The sequence below is a fragment of the Paenibacillus terrigena DSM 21567 genome, assembly GCF_000374845.1.
In the GTDB taxonomy this organism is placed as follows: domain Bacteria; phylum Bacillota; class Bacilli; order Paenibacillales; family Paenibacillaceae; genus Paenibacillus_K; species Paenibacillus_K terrigena.
The window spans coordinates 77,804-96,899 of record NZ_KB895422.1; the positions used below are offsets into that span (position 1 = coordinate 77,804).

20 protein-coding genes, 1 riboswitch and 1 other annotated feature (1 of these 22 only partly in view) are annotated in these 19,096 nt (G+C 45.6%); of the genes, 5 read left to right on the forward strand and 15 right to left on the reverse strand.

Annotation, left to right across the window (positions count from 1 at the left end):
• Positions 1 to 83: 83 nt before the first annotated feature.
• From C558_RS0124135 to C558_RS0124190, 12 genes are all read right to left on the reverse strand, one after another.
• Positions 84 to 923, reverse strand: coding sequence for a MetQ/NlpA family ABC transporter substrate-binding protein (locus tag C558_RS0124135; RefSeq protein WP_018758889.1), 840 nt, complete (start codon positions 921 to 923; stop codon positions 84 to 86).
• A gap of 41 nt (positions 924 to 964) precedes the next feature.
• Positions 965 to 1,645, reverse strand: coding sequence for a methionine ABC transporter permease (locus C558_RS0124140; RefSeq protein WP_018758890.1), 681 nt, complete (start codon positions 1,643 to 1,645; stop codon positions 965 to 967).
• Positions 1,642 to 2,661 carry a methionine ABC transporter ATP-binding protein gene (locus C558_RS0124145; protein ID WP_018758891.1) on the reverse strand — a complete coding sequence of 340 codons (1,020 nt, stop codon included), beginning with the start codon at positions 2,659 to 2,661 and terminating at the stop codon, positions 1,642 to 1,644. Before C558_RS0124145 ends, C558_RS0124140 begins: the two co-directional genes overlap by 4 nt.
• 106 nt (positions 2,662 to 2,767) lie before the next feature.
• Positions 2,768 to 2,901, reverse strand: a riboswitch (SAM riboswitch).
• Positions 2,902 to 2,974: 73 nt separating this feature from the next.
• Complete coding sequence (locus C558_RS0124150) at positions 2,975 to 3,691, reverse strand: Cthe_2314 family HEPN domain-containing protein (RefSeq protein WP_018758892.1); 717 nt, start codon at positions 3,689 to 3,691, stop codon at positions 2,975 to 2,977.
• A 114-nt stretch (positions 3,692 to 3,805) separates the two neighbouring features.
• Positions 3,806 to 4,726: a COX15/CtaA family protein gene (locus C558_RS0124155; protein WP_018758893.1), complete on the reverse strand. Its 921-nt coding sequence runs from the start codon at positions 4,724 to 4,726 to the stop codon at positions 3,806 to 3,808.
• Between the two features lie 165 nt (positions 4,727 to 4,891).
• The gene (locus tag C558_RS0124160) at positions 4,892 to 5,242 is read right to left on the reverse strand and encodes a thioredoxin family protein (RefSeq protein WP_018758894.1); all 351 of its coding nucleotides are present in this window, start codon (positions 5,240 to 5,242) and stop codon (positions 4,892 to 4,894) included.
• A gap of 33 nt (positions 5,243 to 5,275) precedes the next feature.
• Complete coding sequence (locus tag C558_RS0124165) at positions 5,276 to 6,913, reverse strand: putative polysaccharide biosynthesis protein (protein WP_018758895.1); 1,638 nt, start codon at positions 6,911 to 6,913, stop codon at positions 5,276 to 5,278.
• Between the two features lie 26 nt (positions 6,914 to 6,939).
• Positions 6,940 to 7,431: a DUF456 domain-containing protein gene (locus tag C558_RS0124170; RefSeq protein WP_018758896.1), complete on the reverse strand. Its 492-nt coding sequence runs from the start codon at positions 7,429 to 7,431 to the stop codon at positions 6,940 to 6,942.
• Between the two features lie 12 nt (positions 7,432 to 7,443).
• Complete coding sequence (locus C558_RS0124175; RefSeq protein ID WP_018758897.1) at positions 7,444 to 8,187, reverse strand: Cof-type HAD-IIB family hydrolase; 744 nt, start codon at positions 8,185 to 8,187, stop codon at positions 7,444 to 7,446.
• Positions 8,188 to 8,486: 299 nt separating this feature from the next.
• The gene (locus C558_RS32815; RefSeq protein ID WP_018758898.1) at positions 8,487 to 9,629 is read right to left on the reverse strand and encodes a GNAT family N-acetyltransferase; all 1,143 of its coding nucleotides are present in this window, start codon (positions 9,627 to 9,629) and stop codon (positions 8,487 to 8,489) included.
• A 150-nt stretch (positions 9,630 to 9,779) separates the two neighbouring features.
• Positions 9,780 to 11,933 carry a peptidoglycan D,D-transpeptidase FtsI family protein gene (locus tag C558_RS0124185; protein WP_018758899.1) on the reverse strand — a complete coding sequence of 718 codons (2,154 nt, stop codon included), beginning with the start codon at positions 11,931 to 11,933 and terminating at the stop codon, positions 9,780 to 9,782.
• A gap of 158 nt (positions 11,934 to 12,091) precedes the next feature.
• Positions 12,092 to 12,526, reverse strand: coding sequence for a hypothetical protein (locus C558_RS0124190; RefSeq protein WP_018758900.1), 435 nt, complete (start codon positions 12,524 to 12,526; stop codon positions 12,092 to 12,094).
• 234 nt (positions 12,527 to 12,760) lie between these two features.
• Between C558_RS0124190 and C558_RS0124195 the strand changes: the two genes are divergently transcribed.
• The 3 genes from C558_RS0124195 to C558_RS0124205 all read left to right on the forward strand — a co-directional run bounded on the left by C558_RS0124195 (position 12,761) and on the right by C558_RS0124205 (position 14,811).
• The gene (locus C558_RS0124195; RefSeq protein WP_018758901.1) at positions 12,761 to 13,909 is read left to right on the forward strand and encodes an MFS transporter; all 1,149 of its coding nucleotides are present in this window, start codon (positions 12,761 to 12,763) and stop codon (positions 13,907 to 13,909) included.
• A gap of 185 nt (positions 13,910 to 14,094) precedes the next feature.
• On the forward strand, positions 14,095 to 14,190 hold the full coding sequence (locus C558_RS34820) for a YjcZ family sporulation protein (protein ID WP_245583868.1): 96 nt from the start codon (positions 14,095 to 14,097) through the stop codon (positions 14,188 to 14,190).
• A 273-nt stretch (positions 14,191 to 14,463) separates the two neighbouring features.
• Positions 14,464 to 14,811, forward strand: a complete 348-nt coding sequence (locus C558_RS0124205) for a toprim domain-containing protein (protein WP_018758903.1) — start codon at positions 14,464 to 14,466, stop codon at positions 14,809 to 14,811.
• 199 nt (positions 14,812 to 15,010) lie between these two features.
• Here the strand turns inward: C558_RS0124205 and cyoE are convergent, their stop codons facing one another.
• The gene (cyoE, locus tag C558_RS0124210; protein WP_018758904.1) at positions 15,011 to 15,943 is read right to left on the reverse strand and encodes a heme o synthase; all 933 of its coding nucleotides are present in this window, start codon (positions 15,941 to 15,943) and stop codon (positions 15,011 to 15,013) included.
• 230 nt (positions 15,944 to 16,173) lie between these two features.
• On the opposite strand from cyoE, the gene C558_RS0124215 reads away from it, so the two are divergent.
• Positions 16,174 to 17,169, forward strand: a complete 996-nt coding sequence (locus C558_RS0124215) for a metal-dependent hydrolase (protein ID WP_018758905.1) — start codon at positions 16,174 to 16,176, stop codon at positions 17,167 to 17,169.
• A gap of 122 nt (positions 17,170 to 17,291) precedes the next feature.
• Here C558_RS0124215 and C558_RS0124220 read toward each other — a convergent pair whose 3' ends face one another.
• Positions 17,292 to 17,516, reverse strand: a complete 225-nt coding sequence (locus C558_RS0124220) for an alpha/beta-type small acid-soluble spore protein (RefSeq protein ID WP_018758906.1) — start codon at positions 17,514 to 17,516, stop codon at positions 17,292 to 17,294.
• 125 nt (positions 17,517 to 17,641) lie between these two features.
• Between C558_RS0124220 and C558_RS33980 the strand changes: the two genes are divergently transcribed.
• Positions 17,642 to 17,818, forward strand: coding sequence for a DUF5325 family protein (locus tag C558_RS33980; protein WP_018758907.1), 177 nt, complete (start codon positions 17,642 to 17,644; stop codon positions 17,816 to 17,818).
• 48 nt (positions 17,819 to 17,866) lie between these two features.
• Here the strand turns inward: C558_RS33980 and trpS are convergent, their stop codons facing one another.
• Complete coding sequence (trpS, locus tag C558_RS0124230) at positions 17,867 to 18,850, reverse strand: tryptophan--tRNA ligase (RefSeq protein ID WP_018758908.1); 984 nt, start codon at positions 18,848 to 18,850, stop codon at positions 17,867 to 17,869.
• 52 nt (positions 18,851 to 18,902) lie between these two features.
• Positions 18,903 to 19,096, reverse strand: a binding site (T-box leader); it runs 61 nt beyond the window's last position.

Consider the following 19,096-nt stretch of genomic DNA (forward strand, 5'->3'; position numbering starts at 1 on the left):
ATATTCTTCTACGACAAATATAACAATCTTACGAAAAAAGCTGACACCTGTATGTACAGATGTCAGCCTCTCTTATTTCGTAATTATTCAAATGCCGGCAATACCGCTTCGCCATATTTCTCTGCAATGAATTTCTTTAATTCTGGCGAATGAAGCGCTGCTGCCAGCTTCTTCATCGCATCGGAGTCTTTGTTGTCTGGACGAGCAACAAGGATATTGGTGTAAGGAGAATCGCTTCCTTCAATAAAGAGCGCATCTTTCGTCGGTGACAGCTCTGCTTGCAGCGCATAGTTCGTGTTAATAATCGCAGCATCGAATTCGTCAAGGACACGTGGAAGCATTGCTGCTTCTAGCTCTTTAAATTTCAAATTTTTCGGGTTTTTCGTAATATCGCGGATCGTTGCGTCCGCTACTTTGCCTTCGGCAAGCTCAATTAACCCTTGTTTTTGCAATAACAACAAAGCGCGCGCGCCGTTCGAAGCATCGTTCGGGATAGCAATGGTTGCGCCATCTTTCAATTCGTCAACCGATTTGATCTTTTTGGAGTATGCGCCGATCGGTTCAAGATGGACGCCTACCACGCTGACAAGATCCATGTTGCGATCCTTATTCATTTGATCCAAGTACGGCTGATGCTGGAAGAAGTTCGCATCAAGCTGCTTCTCGAACACTTGCACGTTCGGCTGTACGTAATCCGTAAATTCCTTCACTTCAAGCGTAACGCCTTCCTTCTCCAACATTGGCTTCAAGAAGTTCAGAATTTCAGCATGCGGTACGGCTGTAGCTCCGACTGTTAGTGTCGTCGTCTCTTGCTTGCTTCCGTTGCTCTCCTCACCGCTGCTTGCACTGTTCTTCTCGCCGCAACCTGCTGCAATCACCGCAAACGCGAGTACTGCTGTTAATGTGATCAACCATTTTTTCATTGTAAATCCCCCCATGATAATGTGAATTTATTGCATCTATATTATTTTCTAGAAAACCGTTTAACAAGAATATCACCAAGCACTTGGATCAACTGAACGATAATAATCATTAAGATGACAGCAACGACCATAATCTCCATCTCATACCGTTGATAGCCATATCGAATGGCCAAATCCCCAAGACCGCCGCCCCCAATCAATCCGGACATCGCCGTGTAGGAGACTAACGTTACAATCGTGATGGTGATGCCCGCAATCAGACTCGGCATGGATTCTGGCAGTAATACTTTACCCACGATCTGTCCTTTTGAAGCTCCCATCGCTTCAGCCGCTTCGATCACCCCGCGATCCACCTCACGAAGTGAGGTCTCCACGAGTCTGGCGAAGAACGGAGCCGCTGCGAGTACGAGCGGTGGAATGGAACCAAGTACACCGATCGAAGTCCCAACAATTAATTTCGTCAAAGGGATAATCGAGATCATCAGAATGACGAAAGGCACGGAACGCAAAATATTGACGATGAACGAAATCACCCGATAGAGCATCCGGCTCCAAACCGAATTTCCTCTTGCGGTCATGAATAGCAGGATGCCGATCGGAAGCCCGATAATAAATGTGAATATCCCAGAGAAGAACAACATGCGCAGCGTGTCCCACGTTGCCGTCCAAATTTCGGACCAATAGATTTTCGAGAAATCAAACCCCGTAGATAGGAGTATCATCCGATTACCTCCAATTCATGTACCTGTGTGCGCAACATCTCATACGTCTTCGCAATCGCTTCTTTATCCCCTTCAAAGCGCACGATGAGCTGACCATACGGCGTGTCCTTCATCGTGGCAATCGTCCCTTGCAGAATCGCAAAGGAAACGCCTGTCGCCTGAACAGCCTCAGATAGAATCGGTTGATACGTTGATGTCCCTAAGAAGTTAATCTTCACGACCTCGGTATGATCATTCGATGGTAACGAAGCAATTAGACGGTCCAGCAGCTCCGCGCTCTCATTTTCTTCCCGAATAAAATCTCGGGTAACTGCATGCTGCGGCTTCAAGAAGACCTCGGTCACTGGTCCTTGCTCTACAATGCGGCCATCATGAATAACTGCTACCGTATCGCAAATCGTCTGAATGACGTGCATCTCATGTGTAATGAGCACAATCGTAATGCCGAATTGCTTATTAATATCGAGCAGCAATCGTAGAATCGATTGCGTCGTCTGCGGGTCTAGCGCGGATGTAGCCTCATCGCACAAGAGCACCTCGGGATCATTCGCTAGCGCACGAGCGATACCCACACGCTGCTTCTGTCCACCGGACAGCTGCGATGGATATTTATTCCGGTGCTCTTCTAGACCGACAAGTTTCAGAAGGTTGTCCACCTTCTGTTCGACTTCTGCTTTGGGTGTCCGTACTAACCGCAGCGGAAAGGCAATGTTATCAAAAATGGTGGCAGACGATAATAAATTGAAATGCTGAAAGATCATTCCGATCTTGCGACGCTGTCCTTGCAGATCTACATCCGACAAAGCCGTAAGATTAGTGTCGCCAATCCACACTTCACCTGCCGTTGGGCGTTCGAGCAGATTGATACTGCGCAGTAGCGTACTCTTGCCCGCACCCGAATGTCCAATGATTCCGAAAATTTCGCCTCGATCAATGGTTACATTGATGTCTGAAAGCGCAACGGTCTGTTTATGCTTACTGCCGTAGGTCTTCGACAGTTGTTTAAGCTGTATCATGATTGTCCCCTCTCGTTTCTGATCGAGTAATGAGAAAAACTTTTTGTGGTCAAAAAAGCCCTTTTCCGGCACAACGGAAAAGGGCTGACAAGTCATCATAGTCCTCTTCTCATCTACCAGAATTCTGACATGAATTCTGAAGGATTTAGCACCATGACACTCCATATCCGTATAATTACTGGATCTGGAATCGGTTGCCGGGCTTCACAGGGCCTGTCCCTCCGCCGCTCTCGATAAGAAAGTATCGTTTGTATTAAATTTAAATTGAGTATAGTGTTGATGCAATTAAATGTCAAACAGAAAAAAATTCCAATTATCGTTGATACTTGTTACGCAGCATTATTTCGATATATTCGAACGCCGCTTGCAAGGTATCACAGGCCATTCGATAACCTAGCTCCAGATCATTTTGACGTTGCTGAATATCCTCCAGTTTAATCTTTCCATCGAGTGTCTGATCTCGTTGATTAAGATCGTCCTGCATCTCCATATTCATGTAATGAATTTCGATATTACGCCATTTGCGAAGATGGCGAAGCGGTTCATTATATTGTTCCTTCAATGTATTTAGCTTATCCATGAGTGCCAAATGCACACCCAAATATTGAAATTGCCGCAAGACGGTAAAAAAAGAAAAATGAGCTTTGGCTCGTTCGGTATGGAGTTCAAAGAGGTCATTCATCAATGTGCCGAGCTTATCCAATATCGAGAATACCCGAATAAATCCGTCCTTGTAGAAATAGACATGCCTGTGATAATCCGTATTTTCTTGCTGCGACATTTCATCTTGATACGAATTCCGAACGCGATCCGCAAAATGGCCCGCTAAGAAAACACTCTGCTCCAACTCATCTAAGGATTCGATCAGACCTTTCGTCCAAATCTCATGTTTACGCCAAATATGCTCGGGATCATGTCCCTCGGAGATACGTTTCTGAAGCTGGCTCAACACATGCTGCATGGCCTCGACAGCACCTTGCATTTCAGCGAGTTCCGCGCGAGGAGGCAGTCCTAACAAGATTCGCAGCATATCGTTCACACTCCCTTGATGATTGATAAATGATGATATGTATTCCGGGTAAAACAAAAAGTTCTCGAACTTCATATGCTCGACAACTTTCGTTTCATTTTAGTATATCCGATTTTATCGTTTGCCCATTTGCCATACCCTGACACTCATATAACATAACACGCCGAACAGACCTGCAATGAGTACAGTATGGAACAAGCCCGCGAACAAGCCCGCATTCTCATCCCCTAACGTAAATACAACCCATGCCCCGCTCAGAATTTGTGCAGCACATAAGATTAGAGCACAAACACCTATAATCCGTAACTCACGAATTTGCTTATGATTGTGATATGCGAAATGCGCTAGCGTCGCTACAGCGATGAATAGGATGAGTGCTGCAACACGATGAATAAATGCAATCAGTGTCGTTCCATGAAGTTCTGGAATAATCTCTCCATTACAGAGCGGCCAGCCTTGGCAGCCACCATAGGCTTCCGTATGCCGCACAAATGCACCAATATAGACAACGACATAGGCATATAACGTCACAATCCATGTCGCTGTTCGGAATCTGCCGGATACGTACACATCGGATGGCGCATTGTCATCCAACCCCCGGCTCCACTTGTTCAAGACAATCGAGAGCAGCAGTGTCCCTGCAAAAGCGATAAGCGAAAATCCGTAATGCAGTGCCATAACGGCTGGAACTTGTCCAAGCACGACGGCAAGCGCACCCATAATGGCTTGAATAAATGTAAATAAAAATGCGATCAAAGCATACCACCAAGCATCTTTACGTTCTTTCACATGGCGCCATACTGCGATGAACAGGACTAGCACAAGAATTCCTACAAGTCCGCTCACAGCACGGTGCGAATATTCGATCATTGAAGTGATCGTATAAGCAGGCACAAATTTGCCATTGCACAGCGGCCATTCCGCGCCACATCCCTGACCGGAACCTGTCTTCGTGACTAATGCACCATTCAAGAGAACCAGCATCATCCCGATACAAGTAATATAAGCAAGCCACTTTAATGTATTCGCTCTCAATCCTTCACCCACTTACTCTCTCAAGAAGTAAATTTCACCATTTCTCATTATACCTGATTTCAAGTTGAAAACGAAGGCGGAATTGTGACAAAACACATTGTAAATGGACAAAAAAGGATATTAAAAAAAGCCACATCATCGTGAGATGACATGGCTTATCCGAACTTATTTGGATTTCTTAACGGTATTTGCGACTGCGATTGCACGATCCATGAATGCTTCAATCTCTTCACGTGTCTTACGCAGCTTACTTACGAACCGAATCAGCTCTTGGCCATCTACATAGGCGATAAAACTCGGTATCCCGAGAATGTTATATCGCTCGCACAAGTCCGGTAATTCATCGCGGTCAATATGAACGAAGGTGAGTTGATCGGCATACTTCGCTTCAACCTCCGGCATAAATGGATCGATAAAATGACAGTCCTTGCACCATACGGCTTTAAATACACCGATCGTTGGTTTCGACGAGGCGATGACCTCGTTAAATTGCGCTTCTGACGTTAATTTCTCCATTGTAAACACTCCTTCATAGGGAATTGAATTCCATTAGGAATCTGAAGATTGAACGGCTTGTCCACGCTGCAATCGCATCAATGGCTGGAATACCTTGCGAAGCGGACGCGGATAACTGCTAAGCTCCTGCTGCGTAACGACACGGAACACGACCAGCATCACGGGATAGAGTACAATCAACACCAATCCGACTAAACTGGATGAGATGAAATACGCGATACGCGCATGCATAACATGAGTTAATTGATTACCTGCCCATTCGATAAGATAGCCAATACCTGCTAAGGCAATGACCGTCGTCAAGAAACCAGCCCACCGTGAGCCCAGGATCTTAAAATCGACGATTTGCTTGAGCGAACGTTGATTCAAATACATCGTAACGGCAAAGCAAAGCATCGTTGAACCAACAATCCCATAAATGCCGAAAACATAACCCAGCGTGAAACTTCCGGCTAACTTTACGGCAATACCAATCATCACATGAAACATCGGTGTCTTAGGTCGTCCAAGACCGAACAGAATCGAACCCGATACCATCATAACAATTTGGAAAATGGTACAGAACGTTAATAACGAAATAATTCCGCTACCATTCGTACTACTGAATAACAGACCATTCACGGAGAAGGCAGCGGTGCAAAGAATGAGCACGATTGGCGTCCCAGACAGAATCGCAATCCGAAGAGCTAAGGTTACCTGCTTATTCAGATGATCCATCTCTTTGCGCGCAAAAGCGCTTGAAATAATCGGAATGATCGATGTACTTAGTGCGATCGCCAGAATCGGGGGAATACCTGCAATGGATTGTGCATTCATCGTTAAGACTTTAAGTGCTTCCTTCGCAAGAGGCTCGCCAATCTGTCCTTTCAGAATTGGAACGATTATACTCGAATCAATGAAATAAATGATAGGTACTGCAAGCGATGTAATGACGATCGGAATCGAAAGCTTGAAAATATCCTTGTATATTTGACGAAGAGGCATAATAACGCTCTTATCTTGCCCATTCCGGGCTAGTCCCGCTTCACGGTCTGCCTTCTTCAGCTTCCTAGCATAATACAACATCACGAGAAAGGCACCGATACTGCCAAGCACGCCGCCGAAGGAAGCGCCTGCAGCCATTTTCTCTTCACTGTAGCCCCACGTTAAGAACAGATACGCAAGACCAACAGCTGTTATTACACGTAAAATTTGCTCAATAATTTGCGATATCCCGCCGGGTGCCATTTGATTTCGCCCTTGGAAATAACCGCGCATCATCGCGATAACAGGGAACAAGATCAGCGCTGGCGCTAAAGCCCGAATAGCAAGCGTTGCCTCCGGAACAGAACTCATCGCTGCATAGACAGGCGCGAATATGTAGAGCAGCGCTGTGATGATCCCCCCCATACCTAGGCCGAATAGAATAGCAGCAAAATAAATCCGCTGCGCCTCTTGTGGGCGATTCAGCGCATATTTCTCGGACACCATCTTACCTAACGTGCTTGGAATGCCGGCTGTCGCAAATGTCAGCAGCATTAAATAGACATTCGATGCTAATCCAAAGGCCGCCCCTCCGCTTACCCCAAGCATATGCTCCAAAGGCACCCGCTGTACCACACCGAGCACGCGCGCGATTAACGCAGCTGCTGCGAGTATGAGCGTCCCTTTGATAAATGATTCTTTTGCCACGACAACAATCTTCCCTTCTCCTCTACTTACGCACTAACAACCCAGATGATGAAGATTACGATCATGGCAAGCTGCAACACAATCTTCACGAGGGTACTTGTGAACAAGCCCACTAATGAGCCAAAACCAACCTTAATCGCACGATTCATATCGGAACCCGTCATCATCTCACCAATCATTGCACCGAGCAGCGGCCCGAGCAGTAGACCTGCAACCGGGATCACAAAGGGGCCAATAATAATCCCAATCGTACTCCCAATTATGGATGCGCGTGAACCACCATATTTCTTGACACCCCAGGCGCTGACCACATAATCGGCGATGAACAGCACAATAACGATGACTGTCTGAATACTCCAGAACCATATTCCAAAAGGCTCGAAGCTAATACATAGTCCGTAAACGAAGTATGCCGCATAAATGGCCACTGCCCCCGGTAGAATCGGGTAGATTGTACCAGCCATGCCTACTGCGAATAAGACGACAACCAAGATCCAGCCGATGATCTCTAGAGTCATCCCGAACTCCTCCTATGTCAATAAAAATTTACGGATCACTTCAGCGACACCGTCTTCTTCATTCGAAGCTACGACTTGGTCTGCCGCTTCCTTCACCGTTTCTTGTGCATTGCCCATCGCAACCCCGAGACCAACAGCTTGAATCGCTGCTAGATCATTAATACTGTCGCCAACGGCAACCACTTCATGCATACCAATCCCGAGCAGCTCACATACATCCAGAAGTCCTGATGCCTTAGATATGCCCTTCGGATTTAATTCAATATTGGTCGGCGAAGAATTCGTAATCTCCAGCCCGCCCATTGCTCGAAGCTGGGATAAGATCTCATGACGCATCCCATCATCTTCAACGGTATATCCGAATTTGAGCCATTCTTTATCCTCGAAGATGATCTCGTTATCCCAGCTCGAGCGCAGATAGATTTGACCTACCGAATAAGCCCAGAACCATACATCATATCGCTTCACGATCTGATACAGCTCCTTCATGACTCCTGCATCCATCAGATGTCTGCGATGAAGCTGATAGGGCGCTGACCATACCTCGCCGCCGTTCACCGTAATCATCGGTGAGTCCAGTCCAAGCTGCTTTGCGTAAGGCATGGCAGAATCGAATCCACGACCCGTTGAGAAGCTGACCGTAATGCCTGCCTTCACAGCCTCCTGTATCCAATACGCTGTATCCGGTGTAATCTGCTGTTGATCATTTAATACTGTTCCATCCATGTCGAGTGCCAGCAATTTATAGCTTCCCATTGTCTCCTCCAATTCTCTATCTGATATTCCGCATTTGCTGCATATCGACATTTTACCATAGATCGTGTTAAAAAGTTAAAAAGACAAGGGCCATCAGAAACCGTTTCAGGGAGGAACTCCATTTACGCCCTTTACGCATCGCATCATCCCACCTCTCGTGAGGGGTTAATTTGTCCCCTTATACTCCATTAAATGCAGGACCTTATCCGATTGTTCCGCCCCTCCAAAAAAGTTGGATATAGGAAACTATTGGACGAAAGAAAAAGAGAGCAAATTTCTGCTCTCTTATCGCGCATGTGTTATACGAAATTCAATCCGCCATTGAAGGGGAGTGGAACGGGAAAAACATGGTTCAGGAGGGTTCTTAATTCCTCCTCCATGGAAATGGCTTCATTTGAACCGAATAGCACATCCAGCAGCTCTTCTGGTGTGACTTCGACAGATCGATCACCGACGGTAATCCATGTATGACCATTTTCCAATGACGATACAGCGATCTGTTCTGCAACCTCCGATGATTGCGTCGCCAGATACGGACGCAGTTGTTCGAGCAGTCGCTCTGAACGAATAATCTTCAACGTCCCTCCGCATTTCCGTTCTTCATGATGTACATGCTTCAATTGTTCTTGCATCTCGAGATCATGAGCAGGTACGGTTATGTTCAATCCTGCTGCAGCAAGGGTTGCCATCGCGCGCTCGAACAACATATGAATCGTAGCCCGATCTCCTGCGTAATGATACACCTCAGGGCTGACCTCGGTCGATGCTGCTGTAGGGATACTGTAGACAATAAAAGCCTGAACCTTACCTTCACGCTCAGCCACCAGTGAGTGCATCGTATGCTTTCTATTGCTCGCGACCGCACCGGCTTCAATCAATTGCGCTAAGTCCCATAGGCTCTGCTCGTACCGTACGGATTCACCTTGGGTTAGATGATGTAGCTGAAACCAATCTGTCGATTGAATTTCCCTAATTACGAAATGATCTATTGCCTCTCTGAGCTCCTGACTGGATAAGTGGGATGAATCGTATCGACATCCATACACTCGTCCGAATGGGTAACAACCTGCCCGAGAATACAAAGAACGACTGCCGGATACGAACAACATGGTTCCATCTGCATCATCGATATGTGAGAATATTTCGCTCAATATATCCCCAGCAATCCCTTGGCCCCGATAATCGGGATGTGTACATACCGAGCCTAGACTATATACATTCAACGCTGCGGGGCCTATGCGAATTACAGCAGGCACGAGTCCCATAAATGAAACTAATCTCCCATCAACAAATGCACCATAGGATTGACCTAAACTACTGGAGAACACATAAGGATATGCTTCACCCATCGAACGATGCTCATGATCCCGAAATGTAGCATCTGAGAGGGCAATTGCCTCTTTCCATTCTTGCTCGGATTGTAATCTTCGAATATCTGCCATACTATGAACCTCCCCATGCATTACTTGAACAGTTTGATTAACAACATACTTTGACAAAAGCAATCATTTTCCTGCCTAAATCATTCAGAAACAAAAAGAAACCCCAAACTTTCAGGGTTTCTTAATCCTATTACGTCCGTAGTTCTTGTGTTATCTACCACTATTACTCGTGGAACCATTACTTCCGTTTCCACTCGTGGTTGTTGAATTTGTACCTGATGTACCCGTTTGTTGGCCATTCGCAGGTGTCTCTGGCTTCTTCGTTGGGTTCTTCGGCACGCCGTCGAGTCCCACTTCTGCATCATACGCATCGAAAATTTCACGTGCGATCGGGGCTGCCCCCTGTCCGCCGTATCCACCTTCCGGCACAACGACAGCGACAGCGAGAACGGGATTCTCTGCCGGAGCATAGGCAATAAATACCGCATTCTCGACTTTAATATTAGAGCCAACATCTTGCTGTGATGTACCTGTCTTACGGTTAAACGAATATGGGAAACCTTCGAATCCCGTTACACTAACTTTGGCCATCCCAGCTTCGATCGTCTTCCAATATGATTCATTGAACTTAACCTCGTTAAGCACTTCTGGCTTAAAAGTTTTTACTACATTTTTGTCTGTATCTTGAATTTCTTTAACAAACTGCGGTTTCAACCGTTTACCGTGATTTGCCAGCATCGTGACATATTGGGCAAGTTGCAGCGTTGTATAGCGACCTTGCTGTCCAAACGCAGCATATGAAAGAGCCGATTGGGCACTACCCGTTTTAATCTCTTTGTAGTAATCCACTGTACCAACACTCTCATTCAACAATCCGCTTTCTGTCGATACGCCGAGTCCGAATTTTTTCATATATCTATCCCAAAGTTCAACCCCAGCTTCACCATCTCGCATATACAGATTATTCCCAACCATTTCAGCCATAAATGCGTTAGATGATTTCTCAATCGCTCTTGACGCTGTTATCGATCCATTTGCTTTGTTCGATGCATTTCGGATCTTAACTTCATGTCCTTTTTTACCAAATTGGAAAAACCCATGATCTTGATACACAGTCCTTGAAGTGAACAATTGCTCCTGCAATCCAATGAGTACAGATAATGGCTTAATTACAGAACCCAATGGAACAATGGAAGACGGATGTCTGTTCTGTTCCTTCTGCGTCTTATATTTCTGCGATACCGAACGAATCGTCCCGTTCACATAACGGCTCTCAATCTCGTTATAATCATCTGTGCTAATTTTGCCCCCACGCCAAATGTTCGGATCATAATCCGGCATACTGGCCATGGCGACGACATTGCCTGTCTTCACTTCCATTGCTACCGCATAACCTGCACGAGGATTTGGTTTAAAGCCTCTGGATAAATGAGCTCTATCATTAATGCGCTTAATCCCATCCATAATTGCCTGCTCGGTTTTCAATTGGACGTTCTTATTGATCGTTAAGATCAAATTATCGCCTTTCGTCGGCTTCGTCAGTTCCATCGGTCCAATAATACGACCTGCGTTATTCACCGGGAACTTCTTAATTCCGTTCTTGCCACGTAATTCCTTCTGGTACAACAACTCCAGCCCATCAAAGCCTACATCTTCATTTTGCAAATATTTCTCATCGGATTTACTATCCAAATTATTACTATCTTCTTCAATTTTCCGGTAGTAATCTAGACCACCCTGTGGATTGACCGCGGATTTATATTTCTTCAGATAACCGACCAATTGAACAGCCACTGTATCGGGATCATAGTTCCGAATGCTTTCTTCGACAATATCAATGCCTTTGAACTCTTCCTTATGCTGCATGAAATAAGCGATTTCCTTCTGTGTCAGACCGGATTTAATCCGCCGAGGCACATAACCATAATTGAGCCGTGATTCGACATCCATCTGGTAGCGAATGTCGTCTTCGTTCATCTGAGGCACGTTCGGATCTCCGTATTTATCGAATACCTTTTTCAAGCTGGATATGATTTGATTTAATTCTGCCTTATTCTCGTCCAAGGTGTAATTCTTATTTAACGTAAAGTATAAAGACTGTGTCGAGGTGGAATAGGCGATAGGCTCCCCGGTTGAATCATAAATCGATCCACGAATCGGCGGGATTGGTACTTCTTTTGTTCCCATTTTATCTGCCATCGCCTTCAATTCCGGCCCTTCGACGAATTGTAGAATAGCAAGTCTCACAATTAATACCGAGAAGACAATAAATGAAATGAAGAAAAATATATTAAGCCGCATAGAGAAGTTCCGTCGGTTCGTGATTTCCCGTTTTTGCTGGTCATCCATCGAATGATTGCTCATACTTCGTTAGTCCTTCCTTTTTACCAAATGTCCGTTAAAACTACCAGAAGTAGTGTACCATATTTCACCCCTCTATTGCATCTTTACTATGATTCTTCCCACACAAAAAAACGCCTCGATCACTCCATCGAAGCGTTTTCTATGTAACGAATGAAATATTACTTGGTCGCCTGCTCCATAAACGATTTGACCGTCGCATCATTTAGGCTCATTTCGCCGAGCGATATGCCACGGAATGACACCTTCACTTTATCTTCCTTCGCTTTTCCTGTAATTTCGAGGTTATCTGTCTTTATGCTATAAGTTCCGTCATCATTTTGTGTATATTCAGCATTTTTGGCTTCTTTCAGCATGGCGTTCGTCGCTTGATCTTTGAGTGTCTGAACAGCATCATCTTTGACTGTCGTAACAACCTTGTTAAGATCATCAATCGTATACCCGCTGTAGATCGCCACCCCAAGGATGATTCCGATTACGAGCACCCATTTCAATACCGTCTTCAGGAAGCTAACGACTACGAATAGGACAACGACTGCAACGGCAAGCAGCATCCAATTCTCTTCGAGAAACTTCATAATTACTTCTTGACTCATGGTATTCCCTCCTTTCCACATCTTAACATTATACATGATAGCCATTTTATTCGTAAATCTTACCTTTGAATTAAAATAAGGGCATAAGTTCGTCCCGCGAGGCGTACAAGTAGATAGCAGAGGAGATTACAAATAATTGTTCATTAATCCAGCTATTCAGCATTGAACCTGCTCCTTGATTAACTCCGTGATCAAAAGTTGGATTTTTGAACTACCTTTAAGGAGTGAGTGGCTGTGAAAATTGCTATATGGTTGTATCTGTTCTTATTCGTCGCTTTTTTTGATCTGCATGCGCAGTATCCTATATTAACACCTTTTGCAATTTCTCTCGGAGCCGCCCCGTCCTTTATCGGTCTCATGATGGGAATTTACTCATTCACACACCTGCCTGGTAACTTACTTGCCGGGATAGGCGTAGACCGTTACGGCAGCCGAATTTTCATTCTCGGAAGTTTATTTGGTGCGGGTCTAATTCTTCTGTTCCAAGCGCATGTGACGAATCCATGGCAACTGCTCGTACTCCGCTCCATCAGCGGATTCGTGCTCGCCTTCCTCTCTCCTGCCTGTATGTCGCTACTCGCAAGACTTGCCCAAGATCATATCACGCAAGGAAAGCTCATGGCTGGCAATGGTCTAGTCCATACGTTAGCCTCTGTTGTCTCTCCTGCGGCTGGCGCCCTCCTCGTAGCGAAAATAGGCTTCTCTCAAGCCTTTAATGTACTGGGCTGGGTATTAATCGCTATCGCTGCGATTGCCGTATTTGCCATTCATGATCGACCTGCAGCAGTCACTGATTCCCAAGAGGCGATTTCGCTCCCTGAAAATGCGCCATTACCACAAATGCCGTGGCGATTCTTCATCTTGCCGCTTGCCATCTCCTGTTCACAAGGCATTCTGTTTTTTGAACTGCCCCTGATGAAAGAAGCACTTGAATCGATCATGAAAGCTGGCGTTTTTTTCTCCGTCATCAGTCTTGGCGCTTTGCTTACACTAAGCTTACTGTTCTTGAATCGATTTTCGCCTTATGTGAGAACATGGATCGGTAGTCTGTCTCTTGCCATTTCCTTTTTTGTTATCGCGATTCCTACGCCGTTCCCCTTAATCGTACTTCTCTTTGTTGTCGGGATGTCGAAAGGTATCATTTTCCCAGCTATGTCCTCCTACCTTATTGAACTGAGTGGCGGCACGCGTTATGGGCAGATGTTCTCCACGATGTCAATCGCATCGTCTATTGGTTATTTTTTCGGACCTTTATTAGCAGGAAATCTGCGCACCTTCGTCTCTCCTTACTTTATTGCATTTTTCATTCTAATGACCGCACTCGTCATACTGCCTGCGCATCATAGAACGCGCACGCAACTCACGCCAACATTACATGAATAGGGATTCACCCATTTTCATAGGCATGGGTATTCGCACAGCACGATAGCCCCCTCCACACATACTATAACATTGTCTCTAACAAGAGCTTGAAAGAGAGGTGACTTAAAATGGGTTTCGATAATTGTGGAATTATATCCCCAGTAGCTGTATCGCCAGTCGTTCCTTGTGGTCCTGCCGTAGGCGGTATTGGATGCGGTGGTTTGGGGACGACAACTGGTGTGATCTTGGTGTTGTTCATCTTGCTCGTTATTGTTCTTCGTGCAATGCGCCATCACATTTAGTCAATTGACTCCTTGATTTTTTGCCAAGTTGCGATTCTTTCCTCTACCCTTGGGCTCGCGATGTGCGGGCCTTTTTTTGTTATGATCGCATTTATCAGTTTGGAGTCCCCGCAAGTACCTGAATTTGCTTCGGATTCAGAGCGTCACTTTGTGGTGTAATTTTGCATAAAGCTTGTCTAACGCTGTACACTATTGATAAACGGCGCACGACCCGATTGTTAAATATCGACATTTCCCGGGGAATATATACAGATCAGAAACGAGGGATGCAGCATGGAGCCCATAATAATCGTCGAAGGAAAGAACGACCGTAGCCGGCTGAAGCGGTTATTGTCGCCTGACATCACCATACTCTGCACATACGGCACCCTGAGCACAGATCGTCTAGAAGATTTAAAAAGGAAGGTTGGAGATGAGGCAGTCTATTTGTTCATGGACAACGACGCATCAGGCAAAAAAATACGAGGCATCCTGCGCGATGCGTTTCCTGATGCAGAACAAATCTATACAAGGCGTGGGTACGCGGGTGTTGAAGGAACACCTGATGAATACATCATTCAACAATTAGAAAAAGCGGGGTTGGAGGAGTATATACAATACCCCGACCCAACCCCGTTCTAATTAATGTTTTTAAAATATCCCACGATTATAACGAAGGAACTCAGGAAGTAGTTCGACATCGAAGCTTGAATTCAACCGGGAATTCCGGTACTCACGTAGTCTCGCCTACGCTCCGTTTCCTCATTCCCTAGTTTCATCCAACCTTCTCGGTTCTTATCGCGGAATATTTTAAATTCTTATTTTTGATTACAATCTGACCTTACTTATGCGCCGTATCAATAATCATGATGATGAAGACCACCATGAGATAGTTGATCGACATGAAGAAATGTTTCTTCGCCCAAATTTCGTCGACCTTTGCCTTAAATCCGATAAAAGTCATGAATAACCATGCCGCGGAAAGTAATGTTGCAACGCACAAAAAGATCCAACCAACATATCCATATACATAGAATAAGATGGATACAAGCACGAGCAACGCGACATAAGGAATCATCTGGAACTTCGTGCGGCGTATACCTTTGACAACAGGTAATAACGGGAAACCCGCAGCGCGATATTCTTCCACTCTACGGATGCCTAGCGCCCAGAAATGCGGCGGCTGCCATAAGAACAACAGAGCGAATAACAAGATCGCCCCCATATCTATAGCGTTCGTTACTGCCACATACCCGATAACCGGTGGCATGGCCCCCGAAATTGCACCCACGGATGTGCTCCATGTCGAAGTACGTTTAAGCCACAACGTATAAATTCCACCATATACCAACATTCCGACAAGACCAAGTACACCTGCTAATACGTTCGTGAATACGAAGAGGACGGCAAGCCCGAGAACTCCAAGCACAATGGAATACCATAACACAACAGTCGGTGTTAATCGGCCTGTTGGAAGCGCGCGATCACGCGTGCGTGTCATTTTCATATCCAATTCACGATCGTAATAATTGTTAAAGGCACAAGAAGAAGCCATAACAAGCGTTGTACCAAGCAACATCCAGACGAGACTGACAAAGTTAATATCCCATTGTGATGCTAGCCAGAAACCGCCGAATGCAGCAATCAAATTCGAACGTAAAATCCCAGGCTTAATCACATTAATAAAGTCTTTCCAGGAGCCTGCTTGTATCGAAACTTGAGAAAGGGGTGCCGAGTCGGAAGAAGGAGCTTGGTAACTCAACTGTTTATCCACGTTTGAAGATCCTCCTCTAATAATTACAATTACACTACTGTGAGATTTATCATATCAAATGCATTCGATGTTTGACAATGTTCGCCGTCACAGTTCATCAATTTGACAATACATTGATAGGATTTAGGAAGTAATCGACGACTTCGCTCATATTAATATGTATTTCCGTTCATAATAAGTTTAAATATGGTAAATATTGAATAGAACATCATCATGAAGGAGAGAACGATTTGGATACAGGCACACATCTTGTTATGGGCCTTGGTATTGCAGGCCTATCCTATATCGATCCCGCTGTCGCAGCGGATCCTGCTCTGGCATCTGCCGTATTCTTTGGCGCAGTCATTGCAGGGCAAGTGCCTGATTTCGATGGATTTCTTCGACTCAAGAGCAACACCTTGTACATTCGTCATCACCGCGGCATTACGCATTCCCTCCCCTTCCTACTGCTATGGACAGTTCTGATTACAGGGATTTTCTCCTTCTTATGGGGCTTTGCATGGGGAAGCGCTGCAATCTTCCATCTCGGCTTTTGGGTCCTTCTATCGACTTGTTACCATGTCTTCTCCGACTTATTTAATACGTACGGAACACAGGCGGCCAGACCCTTCTCCTCCAAATGGATTTCGTGGAATATCATTCACATCTTTGATCCGACTATATTCACGACCCATGTTATCGCCATTGTGTTATGGGCATTTGGACTCGCCAAACCCGAGGTCATCTTTCCCATTCTCTACGGGTTCATCGCAATATATTATGTATGGCGAACCGTCGTCCACTGGATTCTAGAACGCCGGTTACCAGAGATAGATCCTGACCATGAACGAGGGGATACGTACATCGCAATCCCAACCGTTTCACTAACGCATTGGCATATCGTCAAAACCAGACGGGACGGATGCTTTGTTCTTGGTCATTATGACCGTACAGGACTTCGATTTATGGAGACAGCTAAATGCGCTAAGCATGCGGCAGTCGAAGGATCCAAAGCAGATCCAACCGTTCAGTCCTTCCTCTACCTGACGAATTATGCTTGTGCTGAGGTACGAGAAATCCGTGCTGGCTATATTGTGCGCTGGTCCGATGTTCGCTATCGGCATCGCAAGCAGTATCCGTTCGTTGCTATTGTCATGATGGATCGTAAGTTCAAAACAATTGATTCCTATGTCGGCTGGATCAGTGACAGCCAAATTGAGAAAAAATGGAGCCTCTTGTTATCTTAGAATTGAAGAAGCACGCTATCTATTGACGCATTCATTCGAATGCGTCAATATTATGTTCGAATGGAAATTGCCAAAAAGAAAGACCCAGAGCAGTCTGCTCTGAGCCTCTCTCTTATGGATGCTTAGCGAGTGCGGTTCGATGAGGAGCCTGCAAGAGACTGCTCAGCGATTTGCACAAGGCGCTTCGTGATATATCCACCAAGGGATCCTGCTTCACGAGAAGTAACATCGCCATAGTATCCACTGGAAGGGATTGAAACACCCAATTCTTGTGCAGCTTCCATTTTCAATTGCTCAAGAGCTGCTGAAGATTGAGGTACAACTAAAGAGTTACGTCCATTTGCCATTCGTAAAAACTCCTTTCACCCTGCTTCTAAAATATGTTTGCTTGCAAGCTTGCAAACTTATTATGACCTTCTTCTAGAATGTTATTCTCAGATATTCAGCCAAATTTGATGGAGGGTATTTCCAAATGACAAAGTCGCTATCGCTCCTTTTTGCCGTCATTAATATCTTGTTCATGCTAGCTATCGCCATCTCCATTGCCATCAGTATATGGCTGGTCTTGTTATTCACGTTATGCCTCATTGGATTCATGGGATTTAGCTTCGCTATGAAAGCACGCCTCGATCGCAAAAAAGCGGAGTGAATCACTCCGCTTTTGCTTTAGTTTAGGATTTTAAGTTTTCGGGGTTATTTAAGGGAGCAAAAAGCCCATCCGTTCCTTCACATCGCGTACGGTCTGATCTGCCACAGCAGCAGCACGTTCAGCGCCCTGACGCAGAATGTTATGAATCTCGCCAGACTCACGGATCTCACGATAACGCTGCTGCAGCGGCTCAAGGACCGATACAACAACCTCTGCTAAATCCTTTTTAAACGCCCCATAGCCTTGTCCCTCGTATTTCGCTTCAATCTGTTCAATGGACAACCCCGCACAATGCGAGTAGATGCTGAGTAGATTACTTACTTCCGGTTTATCCGCAGGATCGAATTTCACTTCACGACCTGAGTCTGTTGTTGCCCGGCTAATTTTCTTCCGTACCACATCTGGCGGATCCAGAAGTGCGATGAAGCTGCCAGGGTTCGGATTGCTCTTACTCATTTTCTTCGATGCGTCATCCAGTGACATCACGCGTGCACCAATCTTCGGAATATAAGGCTCTGGTACAGTGAAATAGTCTCCATAACGACTGTTGAACCGACCTGCGAGATCACGAGTCAATTCCAGATGCTGCTTCTGATCATCTCCTACAGGTACTAGATCCGCGTTGTAGATCAGAATATCTGCAGCCATAAGCGCTGGATAGACGAACAACCCCGTGCCAATCGACTCTTTGCCGGCTGACTTATCTTTGAACTGCGTCATCCGCTCTAATTCGCCCATATAGCTTAACGTCGTTAATAACCAACCTAGCTCCGCATGTCCGCGCACATGGGATTGCATGAAGATGTTCGCTTTGGCCGGATCGATCCCTGCCGCCACATACAATGTTGCAACCGCCTCCGATTGTTCGCGCAGCGCAGCTGGATCTTGCGGCACAGTAATTGCATGCAAATCCACCACCATGAAATAACATTCATGATCATTCTGTAACTTCACGAAATTCTGCATCGCTCCAATGTAATTCCCGAGGGTAAGCTGACCACTCGGCTGAATCCCTGATAATACTTTTTTCATTTCCTATGACCCCCTTCATTCCTTATCAAACAATACAAAAAGGCCTCCCGCCGCAAGGGACGAGAGACCGTGGTGCCACCCTAATTTATCTGCTGCCAGTCATTCCTCAGCAGCAAATCTTTCGTATTCCGTAACGTGGAACTGACGGCTGGCATACTAGACCCGGCTTACGCAAGTAAGCTCCATAATCGTTCTGCGCTCAGCACTCCAGGGTCCATTCGGTTCATGTGATACACCGGTTCGCAG